The organism is Rhodococcus sp. I2R, from assembly GCF_020889545.1.
Lineage (GTDB): Bacteria > Actinomycetota > Actinomycetes > Mycobacteriales > Mycobacteriaceae > Rhodococcoides.
Genome location: NZ_JAHUTG010000010.1, coordinates 29,291 through 47,053 on the forward strand (window position 1 = coordinate 29,291; position 17,763 = coordinate 47,053).

Consider the following 17,763-nt stretch of genomic DNA (forward strand, 5'->3'; position numbering starts at 1 on the left):
GAGGTGCGCATTCATAGTTGACCGATGACGGGGCTGGAGTGGCAGAACTGGGCAGGCAATCAGCGAGCGCATCCAACCGAGTTCGCCGAGCCTGGCACCGTCGAGGAACTGCGGGCCGTGGTGCTGCGCGCCGAGACCACCGTCAAATGCGTCGGCGCGGGCCACTCGTTCACCTCGATCGCCGTCACCGACGGAACTCAGGTGAGCCTGGATCGGATCAGCGGCATCGAATCGGTGGTCACCGATGCCGACGGGTCCGCGCTGGTGACGGTGCTCGCCGGCACACGATTGAAAGAGCTCACAGCCACGTTGTGGGATCTCGGGCTGTCGATGACCAACCTCGGCGACATCGACGAGCAGTCCATCGCCGGTGCCATCTCGACCGGCACTCACGGGACTGGGGCGAGGTTCGGTGGCATCGCCGCGCAGGTGCGTGCTCTGGAAATTCTCACCGCGGACGGTCGACTCCTCGCGTGCTCGCGGCAGGAGAATGCAGACATCTTCGACGCTGCGCGCATCGGTCTCGGCGCGCTCGGCATTATCACCGGTGTCACGGTGCATTGCGTGCCGGCATTCGCGCTCGCGGCCCGCGAGGCACCCGCGACCCTGACCGGCACACTCGCCGAACTCGACGAAACGGTGTCCCGGACAGATCACTTCGAGTTCTACTGGTTCCCGCACACAGACCGAGTTCTCACCAAGGCCAACACTCGGATGCCGCTGGGGACACCGCTGGCTCCCCTGGGCAGGCTCTCGTCCTACGTCGACGACGAGCTCATGTCGAACAAGGCCTTCGAGGCCATCAACCGCATCGTGACGCGGTTTCCCGCGGCGATACCGCGCGCTAATGCCGTCTCCTCGAGAGTGCTGTCCGCGCGGGAGTACACCGATCGCAGCCACCGCGTGTTCGCCTCGTCGCGGAAGGTTCGGTTTCGCGAGATGGAGTACGCGGTGCCGTCGGAATCTATCCCGTACGTGGTGCGCGAGATCGACCGCTGGCTCGAATCGTCCTCGTGTACCGTCGCCTTCCCGGTGGAAGTGCGATTCGCGGCGGCCGACGACATCTGGCTCTCGACGGCCTACGAGCGCACCAGCGCGTACGTCGCGGTGCATCAGTACCACCGCCGGGATCACCGTGAATACTTCACCGCGGTGGAAGCGATCGCGCGCAGCGTCGGTGGGCGCCCGCACTGGGGCAAGCTGCACGGGCTGGTCGCCGAAGATTTCGCCGGAATCTACGACCGCTTCGATGACTTCCGCGGGGTTCGCGACCGACTCGATCCCGACGGCCTGTTCCAGAACGAGTATCTGCGAACCGTCCTCGGGTAAGCGGGGCTACAGGTGCCGGTTCACCAACGGCCCGACGAGCCCGAAAGCCGATGCGTCGGGGACCTCGTACTTCGAAACCGTCCCGCTGACGAAGGCGTGCCACGCCGCGCCGGCGTCGGACCCCACGGTCGAGACGACGAGCGCTTTGCCGCGGTAGACACCTGGGAAATGCTGCTTCGCCAGCTCTTGATGATCGGTGGCGAGGGCGACGAGCTCCTCGGCTCGGCTTCGATCGACGTCCTCGCCGATGCCTGCGAGGAGCTCGTCCGCCGGCTCGTCGGCGCGCGGGGGTTGAACGGGGCTACTGCCGAGCAGCGCCAGGCTGTTGACCGCGAGTCCGCCTAGCTGCAGCGCCACGGCGACGGCGTGAGCGAGCAGGCCCCCGAACGACACACCCAGAAGGTTGATCGGCCCATTGCCCCGCACTGCGAGAATATCGTCGGCGTAGCGCTCGGCCAGCGCGGATACCGAGGACGCGCGCGGCACGGACGCCGATGTCTCGACGCCGTAGACGGGGCGGTCCCCGTCGATGTGTGCGGCCAGTGCGGCGTATCTGCCCGCACGACCGTCGATGGAATGAATGCAGAAGACCGGCGAACGCGTACCGCCCGCGCGGATCGAAACGACTGTGGAGGAGGCTCTGGGCGCCCGGTCAGCGATGTCGACAAACGAAAACTGCGATAAATCACTGATGACGGTCATTTCAAGGGCCTCCGGGGTCGAGTCTTCGAGATATGGGGTGTGGCGTGAAACCCCGGCAGTACGTGTGCAGCGACTACAGAGATATGTCGTCGCGGCGGTTGCGGATGTTACCCACGTCTCATACTCCTCTGCTAGCCGCCGTCGCGGACACTTATGTTGGAGAGATGTGGAAACGCGCGCTCTCCGGGAGCATCGCCGCCGGAGTGATCGTCGGGGTCGGCGAATTGGTCTCGGTTCCGTTCGGACCGACCTCGTCGCCGGTCGTTGCAGTCGGCTCGGCCGTGGTCGACAACACCCCCGAGGCTCTCCGCGACTGGGCGATCGACACCTTCGGCACCGCGGACAAACTCGCCCTGTTCATCGGCATGGGCATCGTCATCGCGCTGATCTCCGCCGGCGCCGGGCTGTTGCGTCGTCCGTTCGGCGCAGTGCTGTTCGCGGGACTCGGAGCTATCGGGGTCCTCGCTGCGGTCACCCGCTCGGGCGCCACACCGCTGTCGGCACTACCGACCGTCCTGGGCGTCGCAGCCGGCATCGTCGTGCTGCACGCACTGATCAGCACCACCGAACCGGAGGTTCCCGGCGGCCTGAGCAGGCGGAGCTTCCTCGGGCTGGCCGTCGCGGCAGGGTTTGTCGCGGTGGCCGCCGGAACAGCCGGTCGCATGATCGGGCAGGCCCGCAGCGTCACAGCCAACCGACTCGGCTTCATCCTCCCGACGCCGACGCCGCAGCCACCGATCCCCGCCGGTGCGGACCTGAACATCGAAGGACTGCCCTCGTACATCACTCCGAACGAGGACTTCTATCGCATCGACACCGCGCTCGTAGTGCCGCAAGTGTCGTCGGAGACGTGGTCGCTGCGCATTCACGGCATGGTCGAGCGGGAACTGGAGATCACCTTCGCCGATCTTGCCGAACGGCAGGCCGTCGAGAGCACAGTGACCCTGACCTGCGTGTCGAACATCGTCGGCGGGGATCTCGTCGGCAACGCCACGTGGATCGGCTACCCGCTGAAAGACCTGCTGGAGGAAGCGGGCATCGAGGACGGCGCGGACATGGTGCTCTCCTCCAGTCACGACGCATTCACCGCAGGAACGCCACTGGAGGTTCTGCTCGACGGACGGGACGCGCTCCTGGCCGTCGGGATGAACGGTGCGCCGCTCCCCGTCGAGCACGGCTACCCGGCGCGTCTGGTCGTCCCCGGTCTCTACGGCTACGTTTCGGCGACCAAATGGGTCACCGATCTGGAAGTCACGCGCTTCGACCGGGCCAGCGCGTACTGGACCGACCGCGGCTGGGGCGAGCGCGGGCCGATCAAAACGGCATCGCGTATCGACACACCCCGATCCGGTGCCGCCGTCGAGGCCGGACCGGTCGTCATCGCCGGCGTGGCCTGGAAACAACACACCGGCATCTCCGCCGTGGAAGTGCAGATCGATGACGGTGACTGGATGCCGGCGACGTTGTCGGAGGAATACTCCGAGAACACCTGGCGGCAGTGGACCATCGAATGGGACGCGCCGCCGGGCGAGCATTTCCTTCGGGCCCGCGCGACCGACGCCGAAGGTGAAATCCAGACCGCGACGACCGCCGACACCGTGCCCGACGGTGCAACCGGCTACCCGCAGGCGTTCGTCACCGTCAGATGAAAGTGGCCTTCATCGAATTGGTACGTAGGATCTCGCTTTCGGCCTCGGTCAGTCCCACCTGGTCGACGAGCGCCGCGAAGTTGTCCTCGACGTAGCCCCCGAAGTATGCCGGATCATCGGAATTGACCGTCACCAACAATCCCCGCTCGATCATGCCCCTGATCGGGTGATCGGCAAGGGTGTCGATGACTCTGAGCCGCACGTTCGACAGCGGACAGACCGTCAACGGGATCTGCTCCTCGACCAGCCGTGTGACGAGTGCGTCGTCATCCAGGCAGCGCACCCCGTGATCGATCCGCTCCACGTGCAACAGATCGAGCGCCTCCCAGATGTATTCCGCGGGTCCCTCTTCCCCCGCGTGTGCGACGACGTGCAAACCCTCCGCCCGCGCCTTCGCGAAAACGTCGACGAACAGCGACGGCGGAAACCCCGCCTCGGCCGAATCCAGACCGAGTCCGATGATCGGGGCCTTCATTGCCAGCAGATCGTCGAGCAGCTTGTTCGCATGCAACACAGGCTTGTCCCGCAGAATCGACGCGATCAGACCGCTCGAGACGCCGAACTCACGTTCACTCGACGCCGCGGCGTCGGCCAGCCCCTCGACGACCGCCTCCAACGGCACCCCACGAGAGGTGTGCGCCTGCGGATCGAAGAAGATCTCCGCGTGCGTGACACCGCCCGCCGCAGCGCGGGAAAAGTATGCGCGAGCCAGATCGGCGAAATCCTGTGCAGTGAGCAGCACGGACATGTTGGCGTAGTACAGATCCAAGAACGAACCCAGATCCGAGAACTCGTACAGCCCCCGCAGTTCCTCGATGTCCGCGTACGGCAACGTGATCGCGTTACGCTCGGCGAACTCGAAGATCTGCGGGGGCTCGAGCGAACCCTCGATGTGCATGTGCAGTTCCGCGAGGGGCATTGTCGTCATCGCCGCAACACTACTTACCGGTGTACGTCGCCTTCCCCGGCCCGTTCTCCAGAAAGCTACGGACGGCGCCGCGAAGATCATCGGTCTCGAACAACGCCCCGGACACGTCCGAGGTGATCTCGTCCGCATGCGCGACGCCGCCCGAACGCCACGCTGCCACAATCTTTTTGGTGGCAGCATGCGCCACCGTCGGGCCGGCGGCCAGCCGCTCGGTCAGGGCAACGGCCTCGCCGTCGACATCGGTGTGGATGGCATTGACCACGCCCCACTCCAGCATCGTCTGGGCGTCGTAGAGGTCACCGGTCATGACCAGTTCGCGCGCCCGACCCGAACCGGCACGCTCGGCGAGACGCTGCGGGCCGCCCATCGACGGTGTCAGTCCCACAACGGTTTCGACGAGACCGAACTTGGCTCTGGGACCCGCGAGAATGATGTCGCAGGCCAGCGAGATCTCGAAGGCGGCCGTCAGGGTCAGGCCGTGCGCGGCGTAGACGACCGGGCACGGCAGAGCCTCGAGCGGATGCGCGATGTCGGCGAACAACTGACGCCACATATCGGCGCCCTGTTGCGCGGACAGCCCGTCGAACACGTGCACGTCGACGCCTGCCGAGTTGACCTTGCCGTCGGCGCGCAGCAGCACCGCCCGCGGCGGATTCGCCGTCAGATCAGCGACGTTCGCCGCTACGGCGTCGAACATCGCCTGATCGAAGAGGTTGAGCGGTCCGTGGTGGAAGTTGAGCACGGCAACCTCTGCGCCGGCGTCCGTCGAGTACCTGACTAGCGAAGTGGGTTCATCGGCCATGGGTGCCAGAGTGCCACACTGCGCCGGACCGATTGCTACTCACGAGTATATTGCGACCAAATTACCGTTACTTGGAGGAACACTATGAAGCGCAGCTTGTTCGAGCAGGACCACGACGCGTTCCGCGAATCCGCCCGCGAGTTCGTCACCCGCACCATAAGACCCCGCGAAGAAGAGCTCGCCGAGCAGCGTTTCATCGATCGCGACATCTGGCTCGAAGCCGGACGCAACGGATTCCTCGGGCTCGAGGTGCCCGAGGAATACGGCGGCAGCGGCGCCGACGACTACCGCTTCAACGCCGTTCTCGGCGAGGAACTCGCCCGCTCGAGCGCCGCGGTGGCGTCGTGCTTCGGCATTCACATCGACATCGTCGCGCCCTACCTGGTGAAGCTGACCACCGAGGAGCAAAAGAAGCGCTGGCTGCCGGGGTTCTGCAGCGGCGAAATTCTCACGGCCATCGCCATGACTGAACCATCGGGCGGATCCGATCTCGCCGCGCTCAAGACCACAGCGGTCGCGGACGGCGACGACTTCATCATCAACGGGTCGAAAACGTTCATCACCAACGGCAACAGCGCCGACCTCGTCATCGTCGCCACCCGGACGACGCCGGAGAAGAAGGCCAAGGGCATAACGCTCTTCGCCGTCGAAAACGGGACCGAGGGTTTCTCGCGCGGACGCAAGCTCGACAAGGTCGGCCAACCGGAATCCGATACCGCCGAGCTGTTCTTCGAGAACGTGCGGGTGCCCAGCTCCAACATGATCGGTGAATACGACAACGGGTTCATCCACATGATGCAGCTGCTGCCACAGGAACGCATCAGTTGTTCGGTCGCCAACCTGGGGCATGTACGGCCGATTCTCGAGGAAACGATCCAGTACGCCAAGGACCGAAAGGCCTTCGGACAGCAGATCGGCTCGCTTCAGTGGAACAAGTTTCTGCTCGCCGAGCTCAGTACGAAACTAGATGTGGCGCAGGCCTATGTCGACAACTGCATCGCGGCGCACGGCGTCGGGGAGCTCACCGCGATCGATGCGGCGAAGGCGAAATGGTGGAGTTCGCAGGTCCAGAACGAGATCCTCGACCACTGCGTCCAACTGCACGGTGGCTACGGCTACATGAACGAGTACCGCGCGGCTCGCGCGTGGAAGGACGCCCGCGTCACGAAGATCTGGGCGGGATCGAACGAGATCATGAAGGAGCTCATCGGCCGCGATCTGGGCCTATAGGCAGCTTCGCTGCATGTGCGCGGAAATACATAGCCCTCTATGTATTTCCGCGCACATGCGGCGAAGCCGCACACAGCACGAAGGCCGGATACTCGGGAATTGCTTCCCATGTATCCGGCCTTCGAGTTACCTGAACTGAAGACAGCATTAAGCCGTCAGCAATTTCGGGTGGCGATCCTTGGGGGGATCAGATAGCGCGAACGCCTGTGGCCTGGGGGCCCTTCTGGCCCTGGCCGACCTCGAACTCCACGCGCTGACCCTCGTCGAGCGACTTGAAGCCAGTTCCCTGGATCTCCGAGTAGTGAACGAACACGTCAGGTCCGCCACCGTCCTGCTCGATGAAGCCGAAGCCCTTTTCGCCGTTGAACCACTTAACACTGCCCTGCGTCATACCGTAAACCTTCTGTAGCGAGCTGGACCTTCACGTCGAAGCTCCAATCTCATTTCACAATCATGCCATCCAAACGCCAGATGCGATACGTCGGGGGCAAAAAAATTACTCAGCTTGCTTTCACACACGGCGCGATAGCCTTGCGACGGTGGATTCCCATCATCACGACATCATCCGTCTCGCGTGGTCGAGGCATCTCGGGCTTGACGATTCGGCATTGCGGCCGGACCATCGGCACACCGCCGTCGACCCGAATGCGACTTGCGTCACATTCGTGCGACTCGGCGATTCCAGCGCGCTGCTCGGACCGAAGGATGCGCTCACAGCGGCCGAGGCGCGCACCGACGAAGAACTCTCGAAACGCGGCGCTCTGGGCGAGCTGTTGAAAAGCACCGCCGGACGCACCTACGGCCCGACGGTGCTGGCCTTCGCGGACGAGGTGGGAACCACGCTCGACCGCCACGACCCGTTGATCTCACGTGAACTCGGCCATGTGCTCGGCCTGGAGGCACTCTGTGCGCCCGACGACGTCATTGCTGCGGACCTGACCCGGAAACGATCGTGGTTCACCTTGCTCGGCGACGATCGCCCTGCGGACTCGGCCGCATCGTTGTCCGCTGCTGCCCATCTCGAATGGGAGGGCGTGCTGGCCGACGTCGCTGTTCTGACGGCCCCCACGGCACGGCGGCAGGGCAACGCCCAGGTGGTGGCCCGGCTCGCCACCAACGAAGCCTTCGACGAGGGCATGATCCCGCAGTGGCGATCGAGCGCAGAGAACGGAACAGCGCGACGGCTGGCGGCCCGCCTCGGATACGAGGAGTGGGGTGTGTTCATCTCCGTCGACCTGTCGAATCCGTCGGACGCGGACAATCCGTAAATTGGGAATCATGAGCTATGTCGAGAACGGCAAGGAATTCAACCGAGACACCAACTACATCGAGACGCGCATCACAGCCGATGGACGTGACGGATACCCCGTCGAGCCCGGCCGCTACCGGCTGGTCGCTGCGCGAGCGTGCCCGTGGGCGCACCGGACGATCATCGTCCGTCGCCTGCTCGGCCTCGAAGATGTCATCTCGCTCGGTATCCCTGGCCCGACGCACGACGAGAGCAGTTGGAACTTCGACGAGGAGCCCGGCGGTGTCGATGCGGTCCTGAAGGTCAATCGGCTCCAGGAGGCGTACTTCGCTCGCTACCGCGACTACCCCCGCGGCATCACCGTCCCCGCGATCGTCGAGATCGCCACCGGCCAGGTCGTGACCAACAACTACCCGCAGATCACACTAGATTTCTCGACCGAGTGGACGCAGTACCACCGTGAGGGCGCACCCGATCTCTACCCGGAGGCCCTTCGCGGAGAAATCGACGAAGTAGCCGAACTCGTCTTCCGTGACGTCAACAACGGCGTCTACCGCTGCGGTTTCGCCGGAACGCAGCAGGCGTACGACAAGGCGTACGAGCAGCTCTTCGCACGCTTGGACTGGCTCGCCGGACGGCTCACCGATCAGCGGTACCTGGTGGGCGAGACGATCACCGAGGCCGACATTCGGTTGTTCACCACGCTCGTGCGTTTCGATGCCGTGTACCACGGCCACTTCAAGTGCAACCGGAGCAAGCTGAGCGAGATCCCAGTGCTCTGGGACTACGTCCGTGATCTGTTCCAGACACCGGGCTTCGGCGACACCGTCGACTTCGATCACATCAAGCGCCACTACTACGAAGTGCACACAGACATCGATCCGACGTCGATCGTTCCGAAGGGCCCCGACCTTCACGGTTGGCTCGAACCCCACGGACGCGAGTCACTGGGCGGTCGTCCCTTCGGCGACGGCACACCGCCGCCGCCACCGAAGGCCGAGGAGGTCGTACCCGCAGATCACTGGGTCCCTGCTCAGGTTCCGCTGTAGGTCCCGAAGCTCCAGTGCACACCTTCGGGGTCGCGGCAGGTGAAGCCGCGGCTCCCGTAGTCCTCGTCCTGCAGCGGATGAACGATGTTGCCACCGGCAGCAACCACGCGTTCGTGAATCATGTCGGGGTCGTCGGTGACGACATACGCCGCGCCGACCCCCGCGGGTAGATCGGCAAGCGCGCTGTCCGACTCGGCCAGGAGTGGAGCCTGCGGAACGACCCGTTGGACAGTGCCGAGCATGACCCCGCCGCCCTCGGGCCAGCGGAGTTCGGCGTGGTCGACTCGGTCACCGTCGCCGTACACGACGGCTTCGGTGAACCCGAGCACGTCGACGAGAAACCGGATGGCCGCACGGGCGTCGTCGTAGAGGAAACAGGGCCAGATGTGGGTACGTGTATCGGTCATGACTGCAGAGTCTTCTCGGTAACCTCGCCTCCGTCTTGTACGAATGCGAACTGCTCTCCCCGACGCCACTGCGTCGGCGACGACCCAGCCAGTTCGCGCCACTCACGCGCCATGTGTGCCTGGTCGTAGTAGCCGCATTGGGCGGCGACGTCGGCGAGCAACGGCGCCGCGGGCCGTCTCAGCATCTGATGGGAACGATGGAAACGTGCGATCCTGGCCGACTCCTTGGGCGTCACGCCGAATTCGGCGGAGAAGCGGTTGATCAGGTGACGACGGCTCCACCCGATATCGCGAGCCACCTGATCGACCCGTACCGATCCGCCGGAGAGGACCAGTTGCCGCCAGGCCTCGGTGAGTGTCGGATCGAGCTCGGGCTCGATCAGTGATCGGCACAGGATGTCGTCGAGGATCTCGAACCGGCCCTCCCACGAGGGCTCCGCGGCGATGCGATCGGTCAACTCTCGTGTGTCGGGAAGCACCTCGCTCAGGTCGACCATCCAATCCCCCAGCGCCGCGGTCGGAAGGCGGAACAGTGCCCGCGCACCGGCAGGGGTCAAAGAGAGCTGAATTCCGTGTTGGCTGCCGTCATGAACGATCGTCACCGGAGCGGCCGAAATGCCGCTGGCCAGGGTCTCGAACGAGCATGCTCCCTGGCGCGGCGAATCCGAGATGTCCAACGTCGAGTCGATCGCCACGATGACGGTCAGCAGGGGGCCCGGCATCCCGATATGCGTTCCGGCCTCGAATCCAGACAGGCGGTACCCCTCGTACGAGGACACAAATCGCCGCAGCCGAGCGTCGGGCAGTGCTCGTGAGCCCTCGGAGTGACCTGTGCGGTGGGTACCGGCCATCTCTGCAGGGTAGAACCGTTGACGAACGGGTACCAGCTTCTCTGGCCCAAAACTTGACCGTGAACGATCGGAGCGTCGATGGCGAAGAAGAACAACGATGAGGTCGAGGTCGTCGCGGAAGGCGGACGACTCGAGAAGGCGCTGGTCCGGATCCTGGACAACGCCAGCCGCCTGCAGGGACCGGCCGTGGAGAAGTACGTGGCGCACATGCGTCGGGCACATCCCGAGGACAGTCCCACGCAGCTCATCGACCGTCTCGAGAAGCGCTTCCTGCTCGCTGTCACCGGAAGCGGCAGCGCGGTAGGCGGGGCGGCAGCCATTCCCGGTCTCGGCACGATGGCGTCCCTGGGCGCGGTGGGCGCCGAGACCGCCTTCTTCATCGAGTCATCGGCGCTGCTGACGCTGTCGGTGGCGTCCGTGCACGGGATCCCGGTGCACGATCATCAGCAGCGACGTGCTCTTGTGCTGGCCGTCGCGCTGGGTGAATCCGGCATGCAGATCGTGGAGAAAACTGTTGGAACGTCCGCGAAGAACTGGGGAATGCTCATCACCTCGCGCGTTCCCGGCGGCGCGATGACGACTATGAACAAGTCACTTCTGAAGAAGTTCGTCCAGAAGTATCTCGCAAAGCGCAGTGCTCTTCTGTTCGGGAAGTTGCTGCCCGCCGGTATCGGCGCGGCCATCGGCGGGGCTGGCAACCGGGTCATCGGCAAGGGCGTCATTCGCAACTCCCGGGACGCCTTCGGACCGGCGCCGAGAACGTGGGCGGCAACCAGAATCATCGAACCCGACGAGCTCGACGGAATTTCGGGGCCGTGATGGCGTTGAACCCGGACATGACCAATGGCACACCTGATCTCGGTTCGTACGGCATCTGGCGACACTTCGCGGGGGTCGGCCCCGAGCTGGCCCGCTTGATCGAGTCCTCCGGCTACGGAGCCATCTGGCTCGGCGGGTCGCCCCCGGCCGATCTCGTCTCGGCCGAGGACGTTCTGGACGCGACCGAGTCCATCGTCGTCGCCACCGGCATCGTCAACATCTGGTCGGCGGCGGCACCCGAGGTGGCCGAGTCCTACCACCGCATCGAGAAGAAGCATCCAGGTCGCTTCCTGCTCGGCATCGGCGCGGGCCACCCCGAGGCGACCCAGGAATACCGGCGGCCGTACCAGGCTCTGGTGGAGTACCTCGACGCGTTGGACATCGGCGGTGTGCCGTTGGAACGTCGGGTACTCGCGGCACTGGGCCCGAAGGTACTGAAGCTGTCCGCTGATCGGAGTGCCGGCGCGCACCCCTACCTCACCACCCCGGAACACACCGCCGAGGCGCGCGAGATACTCGGCCCCGGAAAGGTACTCGCGCCCGAGCACAAGGCGGTACTCGAATCCGACCCGGTGCGGGCACGCGAGATCGGCCGTCCGCCGGTCAACAATCCGTACCTTCAGCTACGCAACTACACCAACAATCTCGAGCGTCTCGGCTACAGCAAGGACGAGCTCGGCGGAGGTGGCAGCGACCGCCTCATCGACGCACTCGTCGCACACGGCGGGGCCGACGCGATCGCGGCCCGGCTTCGCGAGCACCTCGACGCCGGCGCATCCCACGTCACACTGCATTCTCTGCCCGATGGTGCCGATCCGTCGGCGACGTATCGCGAGGTCGCCGCAGCCCTGTTCGGCTGAGCTACTCGACCGCACTCTCTCGCGAACCCGTACTCTCTCTGGCGGGCCGAGACCGTCCTCGGCTCGGCAGCTGACTTCTACGGTCGGGGGAAAAGACAGATGAGCCAGGGTCTCGATGTACACGGCTTCGGTCACAGCGCGCTCGAAGCCCACGGCCTCACGAAGCAGTTCGGGACGGTCTTGGCGGTCTCCGATCTCAGTTTCGTGGTTCCGCGTGGATCCATCACCGGATTTCTCGGGCCAAACGGCTCGGGCAAGACGACCACGCTGCGGATGCTTCTCGGACTGATCAGGCCGACGGCCGGGGCCGGGTTGGTGGCCGGGGCGCCGTTCTCTCGCCTGAGCCACCCGGCCCGTGTGGTCGGCGCGGTTCTCGACTCGCGCAGTTTGCATCCCAAGCGCACGGCGCTCGGCCATCTCCGCATCTTCACTGCCGCGATCGGTGTACCGGATACCCGCGCCGAGGACGTCCTGCGCGTGGTGGGTCTCAGCGATGTCGGTGGACGCACCGTCGGCGGGTTCTCGCTCGGCATGCGACAGCGTCTCGCGCTGGCCACCGCGCTGCTGGGTGACCCCGAGATCCTCGTGCTCGACGAGCCGGCCAACGGACTCGACCCGGAGGGCATCGCCTGGCTCCGCGACTTCCTCAAGTCGTACGCGGCAGGCGGTAGAACCGTGTTGATCTCGAGCCACCTTCTGCGCGAGGTGGAGGCGACGGTGAACAGCCTCGTGATCGTCAGCGGCGGACGTCTGGTGTATCAGGGCAGCATCGAGCAACTGCGTGCCTCCCGGCCCAGCCGCATCCTCGTCACGGTCTCCGATCCGGCCGCTCTCGCCCTGGCCCTGGCGTCGAACGGCGTCACCAACTCTCAACTGCTGCCCGACGGCCGACTCGGTGTCGCGGGTAGTGACGGCGAGTTCATCGCCCGCGTAGCGGGCGAAGCGGGTCTCACGGTGTTCGGGACGACCTACGAGCACGTCGATCTCGAACAGGTCTTCCTGTCCATGACGGCAGGCCAGTACGCAGCCCTGCCCACTCCGCACGGCCCGCCACCGGGCTACGGTCCACCACCGGGCTACGGTCCCCCATCTGGCTACGGTCCACCACCTGGCTACGGTCCCACACCGGGCTACGGTCCACCGCCTGGCTACGGTCCCCCATCTGGATACGGACCGCCGCAGGGGCATGCTCCTGCTCCTGCCGAATCCCCCTGGAACGGAGATCGACGATGACGACGCTGCTCACCGCCGAAATCCGCAAGGTCACCACACTCAAATTCTGGTGGGCTCTGGCGATCCCACCCGTGCTGGTCGGCGTCTGCGCCAGCGCCATCTCGTCGGCGGTCGCGACCACGACAGACGAGATCTACGGCGGAGAAGTCGACGGCATCATCGTGGCAGGGCTCGTCGCGGCGCTCGTGTCGGCGATGATCTTCGCTGCGGTGTTCTCCGCGGTCAACGTCGGTACGGAATTCCGGCACGACACCATCACGACGTCGTTCCTCACCGCCGCCGGCCGAGATCGCGTCATCGCCGCGAAGGTCGGTGTCACCGCACTGTTCGCGCTGGGATATGGGCTGGTCGTGGCGAGCTTCAGCATCATCGGCCTGCTGTTGTTCACCGGTGGCCGATTCGCGTTGTCCGGAGACATCGTGGCCAGTGTTGCCGCCGGTCTCTTCGCGGTGATGCTGTGGTCGCTGATCGGCTCGGGGCTGGGCCTGCTGTTCGGGTCGCCGACGTGGCCGTCGATCGCGATCGTCGCGTGGTTCCCGGTAGGCGAGATGATCGTGGTCGCGATCCTGTCCGGGCTCGGGATCGACGGTGTTTGGCAGCTTACGCCGTCGACGTTGACCATCTCGGTCATCGGCGCGGGTTCCTTCGACGACCCCGAGCTCTTGCCGGTGTGGCCGTGGGCACCGATCGGGTTGACACTGTGGGCTCTCGGGGCCCTCGCAGCGGGCTGGTACCGCACCCGCGAACGCGATATCGACTGAAATCCGAGTGTCGGTGGGTCGGACTACCGTTCACACGCGATGGTGAGAAACGGTAGCGATCAGGTCGGCTGGATTCGCCGACTCCTGGCACAGTGCTGGCTGCACCGCGCAACGATGACAGGCGCGTTGGCGGTCACGCTGATCGCCGCTGCGATCGACATCTCGTTTCCCCTTCTCACTCGCGTGGCTATCGACGACGCGGCTGCGGGCGAGAACAGCGCGATAACGGCCGTGGCCCTGACCATTGCCGGACTAGGTGTGGTCCGATTCGGTTGCCAGTTCGGTAGACGCCTCCTAGCGGGACGATTGTCCATCGACGTCCAACACGACCTGCGGCTCGCGCTTCTCGCCTCCTTGCAGCGCCTCGACGGCCGTAAACAGGACGAGATCAGGACCGGCCAGGTCGTCTCCCGATCCATCACCGACCTCCAGCTCGTGCAGGGTTTGCTCGCCATGGTTCCGTTGTCCGCGGGCGCACTCGTGCAGTTCGTACTGGCACTCGGTGTGATGGCCTACCTGTCTCCGCTGCTCACCGTCGTCGCACTGCTCATCGTTCCGGCAGTGTCCTTCGTGGTGTACCGGCTGCGGCCCACGCTCTATGCAGCCACCTGGTCCGCCCAGCAGCGGGCATCCGACCTCGCGCAGCACGTCGAGGAGACGGTTACCGGCGTCCGCGTCGTCAAGGGGTTCGGCCAGGAAGAACGCATGGTGGATCGCTTGGAGGCGCTCGGACGCCGACTGTTCGCCGAGCGAATGCGATCGACGAAGATCAATGCGAAGTTCGCCCCCTCGATGGCAGTGATACCTCAGCTCGGGCTGGTCGGAGTGATCGCGCTCGGCGGCTATCTGGCTTTGCAGGGCAGTATTACGGTCGGCACGTTCCTCGCCTTCGCCACGTACGTCGCCACGCTCTCCGCCGTGACTCGCACCCTGTCGTCCGTAGTCATCATGGCGCAGCTCTCGCGTGCGGCGGTCGAACGCGTCTACGACGTCATCGACACCGAGCCCTCGGTGCCCGAACCGGAGCACCCGACGGATCTACCGGACGGGCCGCTCGGACTCGACCTCTCAGCGGTCACCTTCGGATTCGAACCCGACCGGGATGTCCTCAGATCCTTCGACCTCACCGTCATGCCCGGAGAAACCGTCGCAATCGTCGGACATGCGGGGGCAGGCAAGACAGCCTTGTCGCTGCTACTGCCCCGGTTCTACAGCCCACACTCGGGTTCGGTCGCGCTCACCTGCGCCGGTGAGCGATTCGACGTCGATCGTGTTTCCGCGTCACAACTACGCGAGGCCGTGGGCCTCGTGTTCGACGAGCCGTTCCTCTTCTCCGACACCATCGCGGCCAATATCGCCCTCGGGCGGCCCGACGCCACCGCAGAGGAGATTCAGCGCGCCGCGGCGCTGGCCGAGGCAGCCGATTTCATCGAGGCACTGCCCGAGGGATACGACTCCGTCGTGGGCGAGCGGGGACTCACGCTCTCCGGTGGCCAGCGTCAACGCATTGCTCTTGCACGCGCTCTGCTGACCGATCCTCGCGTCCTCGTCCTCGACGACGCCACATCCGCTGTCGACGCCACTACAGAGGCGAAGATCTTCGACGCGCTCCGTTCTCTGCGCGACCGAACCACCGTGATCCTCGCCCATCGACGCTCCACCCTCACCCTCGCCGACCGAGTCGCCGTGCTCGACGGCGGAAGGATCATCGACACCGGAACCGTCGACGATCTCGACGAACGCTGCCCGCTGTTTCGTGAGCTGCTCTCCGGCAGCGATCCAGCTGCACACAGCCGGCCCGCGGTCGTTGCCACGCCAGGGCAGGACGCCGCCCGTCCACCCTCGTCGGGTGTGCTGTGGCCCGACACCAACTTCGACACGGGTACCGCCACGGGCACGTCCACCGCCGAGCACCGGGCCGTTCACTCGAGCACACCCACTGGCCGGGGACCTGCCTCCGGCGCCGTCGGCAACCTCGCCTCGACACCGCAACTGCGGGCCTCGGTCGTCGCCCTCCCCCCTGCCACCGAGGATCCTCGAACATCCGGTGCCGACGTTCGAGCCCCCGACCCGCACTTTCGCCTGTCCCGCCTCCTCTCGCCGGTGCGAACACTGCTCGTTGTCGCTGTTGCGCTGCTCGCACTGGACTCGCTCGCAGGGATCGCCTTCCCGTCCATCGTTCGTTTCGCCGTCGACGACGGTGTCGGGCGTGGTGACCGGGGAGCACTGTGGACCGCGACCGCGATCGGGGTGGCGCTGGCTACAGCAACCTGGTTTGTCATCGCAGCCACCACCACCATCACGGCCCGCGCAGGCGAACGCGTGTTGTTCGGGCTACGCGTCCGCAGCTACGCACACATCCAACGTCTGGGCCTCGACTACTACGAGCGTGAGCTGTCCGGCCGAATCATGACGCGCATGACCACAGACGTGGACGCCCTCTCCTCGTTCATCCAGACCGGCGCCTCCACGGCAGTGGTCAGCCTGCTGATGGTGTTCGGTATCGCGGCCGCGCTGCTCGTCACGGATTTCTCGCTCGGGCTGGTCGCGCTCGCGGTGGTCCCAGTGCTCGTGGTGGCCACAGTGTTCTTTCGCCGTGTGTCCGCCGCCGCGTACTCGACCTCCAGGGAACGCATCTCGGCCGTCAACGCCGACTTTCAGGAGAACATTGCCGGGCTGCGGTCGGCACAGGCCTACCGACGCGAGGAGTTCGCAGCCAACCGGTTCGCCGAGCGCGCCGAGCATTATCGCGTCAGCCGTATGCGGTCACAGAAAGCGATCTCGCTGTACTTCCCGTTCATCACCCTGCTGTCGGACCTCGCGCTCGCACTCGTGGTGTTCGTGGGAGCGAACCAGGTGGCTTCGGGGACGACAACGACCGGCACGCTCATCGCATTCGTCCTGTATCTCGGTTTGCTGTTCGGTCCCATCCAACAGCTTTCACAGGTCTTCGACGGATACCAGCAGGCCAGCGTGGGAGTACGCCGAATCGGCGATTTGCTGCGCACCCCGAGCTCGATCGAGACGGCACAGAACACTGTGGGGACAGCCTCCGTCGGCACGCCCTTCCGCGACGGGCGCCTTCGAACCGACATCGAATTCGCCGATGTCGGGTTCCGCTACGCCGGATCGTCTACCGAGGCGCTCAGTGAGGTCAATCTCACAATCGAGCACGGGACCACCGTCGCCCTGGTCGGACAAACCGGCGCCGGCAAGTCGACCGTCATCAAATTGCTGGCGCGTTTCTACGATCCGACGTCCGGAAGTGTGCGCGTCGGTGGCACGGATCTGCGTGAATATCACCTGCCCGACTACCGGCATCGGCTCGGCGTCGTCCCCCAGGAAGCGCACCTGTTCACCGGCGATGTCGCGAGCAACATCGCCTTCGGCAAACCCGACGCTACCCGCGCGGAGATCGAGGCCGCGGCCCGCGCCGTCGGGGCCCTGGAGACCATCGCTGCACTTCGGGGAGGTATGCGAGCGCCGGTGGGCGAACGCGGGCAGGGTCTGTCCGCGGGCCAGCGGCAGTTGATCGCTCTGGCCAGAGCCGAGTTGGTCGACCCGGATCTACTGCTGCTCGACGAGGCCACCGCAACCCTCGACCCTGCGACTGAGCGCACCGTTCTCGCGGCGAGCGAGAAGGTGTTGCGCAAGAGAACTTCGGTGGTCGTAGCCCATCGACTGGCCACCGCTGCCCGCGCGGATCTGGTAGTCGTCGTCGACGGTGGACGGATCGTGGAGACCGGAACGCATACCGAACTGCGCGCCCGCGGTGGCTATTACACCCGGTTGTGGGATGCGGCCGAAACGCGCGGCGGGAATAATCCGATGAATACAGGAGTAGTCAGGAACGAAGCTGAAAGTTACTCGTGAGTACATATCACAGCCACGTCC

16 protein-coding genes are annotated in these 17,763 nt (G+C 65.3%); 10 read left to right on the plus strand and 6 right to left on the minus strand.

Translation table 11 applies throughout. From position 1 onward, the window contains the following. Positions 1–24: 24 nt before the first annotated feature. Positions 25–1,329, plus strand: a complete 1,305-nt coding sequence (locus KVY23_RS12275) for a D-arabinono-1,4-lactone oxidase (protein WP_230556608.1) — start codon at positions 25–27, stop codon at positions 1,327–1,329. A 6-nt stretch (positions 1,330–1,335) separates the two neighbouring features. Here the strand turns inward: KVY23_RS12275 and KVY23_RS12280 are convergent, their stop codons facing one another. After that, a complete protein-coding gene (locus tag KVY23_RS12280; protein WP_230556609.1) occupies positions 1,336–2,031 on the minus strand; it encodes a thioesterase domain-containing protein in 696 nt (231 codons plus the stop codon). Positions 2,032–2,195: 164 nt separating this feature from the next. Here KVY23_RS12280 and KVY23_RS12285 point away from each other — a divergent pair, with 164 nt between their 5' ends. Continuing rightward, a complete protein-coding gene (locus KVY23_RS12285) occupies positions 2,196–3,680 on the plus strand; it encodes a molybdopterin-dependent oxidoreductase (protein WP_230556610.1) in 1,485 nt (494 codons plus the stop codon). Here KVY23_RS12285 and KVY23_RS12290 read toward each other — a convergent pair. After that, a complete protein-coding gene (locus KVY23_RS12290) occupies positions 3,673–4,608 on the minus strand; it encodes an adenosine deaminase (RefSeq protein ID WP_206509489.1) in 936 nt (311 codons plus the stop codon). The two genes, KVY23_RS12285 and KVY23_RS12290, sit on opposite strands and share 8 nt — an antisense overlap. Before the next feature lie 10 nt (positions 4,609–4,618). Further along, a complete protein-coding gene (locus KVY23_RS12295; RefSeq protein ID WP_230556611.1) occupies positions 4,619–5,410 on the minus strand; it encodes an enoyl-CoA hydratase/isomerase family protein in 792 nt (263 codons plus the stop codon). Between the two features lie 84 nt (positions 5,411–5,494). On the opposite strand from KVY23_RS12295, the gene KVY23_RS12300 reads away from it, so the two are divergent. Further along, positions 5,495–6,640, plus strand: coding sequence for an acyl-CoA dehydrogenase family protein (locus tag KVY23_RS12300; protein WP_230556612.1), 1,146 nt, complete (start codon positions 5,495–5,497; stop codon positions 6,638–6,640). A gap of 187 nt (positions 6,641–6,827) precedes the next feature. Here KVY23_RS12300 and KVY23_RS12305 read toward each other — a convergent pair whose 3' ends face one another. Then, complete coding sequence (locus KVY23_RS12305; RefSeq protein ID WP_068369974.1) at positions 6,828–7,031, minus strand: cold-shock protein; 204 nt, start codon at positions 7,029–7,031, stop codon at positions 6,828–6,830. 148 nt (positions 7,032–7,179) lie between these two features. Between KVY23_RS12305 and KVY23_RS25110 the strand changes: the two genes are divergently transcribed. Continuing rightward, complete coding sequence (locus KVY23_RS25110) at positions 7,180–7,908, plus strand: GNAT family N-acetyltransferase (RefSeq protein WP_230556613.1); 729 nt, start codon at positions 7,180–7,182, stop codon at positions 7,906–7,908. A 10-nt stretch (positions 7,909–7,918) separates the two neighbouring features. Continuing rightward, positions 7,919–8,938, plus strand: a complete 1,020-nt coding sequence (locus tag KVY23_RS12315) for a glutathione S-transferase family protein (protein WP_230556614.1) — start codon at positions 7,919–7,921, stop codon at positions 8,936–8,938. Here KVY23_RS12315 and KVY23_RS12320 read toward each other — a convergent pair. Both KVY23_RS12320 and KVY23_RS12325 read right to left on the minus strand, forming a co-directional pair. Beyond that, entirely contained in the window at positions 8,923–9,345 is a 423-nt protein-coding gene (locus tag KVY23_RS12320; RefSeq protein ID WP_075839636.1) for a VOC family protein, read from the minus strand. The genes KVY23_RS12315 and KVY23_RS12320 overlap by 16 nt on opposite strands. Continuing rightward, the gene (locus KVY23_RS12325) at positions 9,342–10,196 is read right to left on the minus strand and encodes an AraC family transcriptional regulator (protein ID WP_206509484.1); all 855 of its coding nucleotides are present in this window, start codon (positions 10,194–10,196) and stop codon (positions 9,342–9,344) included. The genes KVY23_RS12320 and KVY23_RS12325 overlap by 4 nt, the downstream gene beginning before the upstream one ends. 78 nt (positions 10,197–10,274) lie before the next feature. Between KVY23_RS12325 and KVY23_RS12330 the strand changes: the two genes are divergently transcribed. The 5 genes from KVY23_RS12330 (at position 10,275) to KVY23_RS12350 (ending at position 17,742) form a co-directional block, all read left to right on the plus strand. Next, positions 10,275–11,015, plus strand: a complete 741-nt coding sequence (locus KVY23_RS12330; RefSeq protein WP_230556615.1) for a YbdD/YjiX family protein — start codon at positions 10,275–10,277, stop codon at positions 11,013–11,015. Beyond that, a complete protein-coding gene (locus tag KVY23_RS12335) occupies positions 11,015–11,875 on the plus strand; it encodes an LLM class F420-dependent oxidoreductase (RefSeq protein WP_374108725.1) in 861 nt (286 codons plus the stop codon). Before KVY23_RS12330 ends, KVY23_RS12335 begins: the two co-directional genes overlap by 1 nt. 99 nt (positions 11,876–11,974) lie before the next feature. Then, positions 11,975–13,108 (plus strand): ABC transporter ATP-binding protein, encoded by a 1,134-nt coding sequence (locus tag KVY23_RS12340; protein ID WP_230556616.1) that lies wholly within the window; start codon positions 11,975–11,977, stop codon positions 13,106–13,108. Beyond that, entirely contained in the window at positions 13,105–13,869 is a 765-nt protein-coding gene (locus tag KVY23_RS12345; protein ID WP_230556617.1) for an ABC transporter permease, read from the plus strand. Before KVY23_RS12340 ends, KVY23_RS12345 begins: the two co-directional genes overlap by 4 nt. A 39-nt stretch (positions 13,870–13,908) precedes the next feature. After that, the gene (locus KVY23_RS12350) at positions 13,909–17,742 is read left to right on the plus strand and encodes an ABC transporter ATP-binding protein (RefSeq protein ID WP_230556618.1); all 3,834 of its coding nucleotides are present in this window, start codon (positions 13,909–13,911) and stop codon (positions 17,740–17,742) included. The last annotated feature ends 21 nt before the right edge of the window (positions 17,743–17,763 follow it).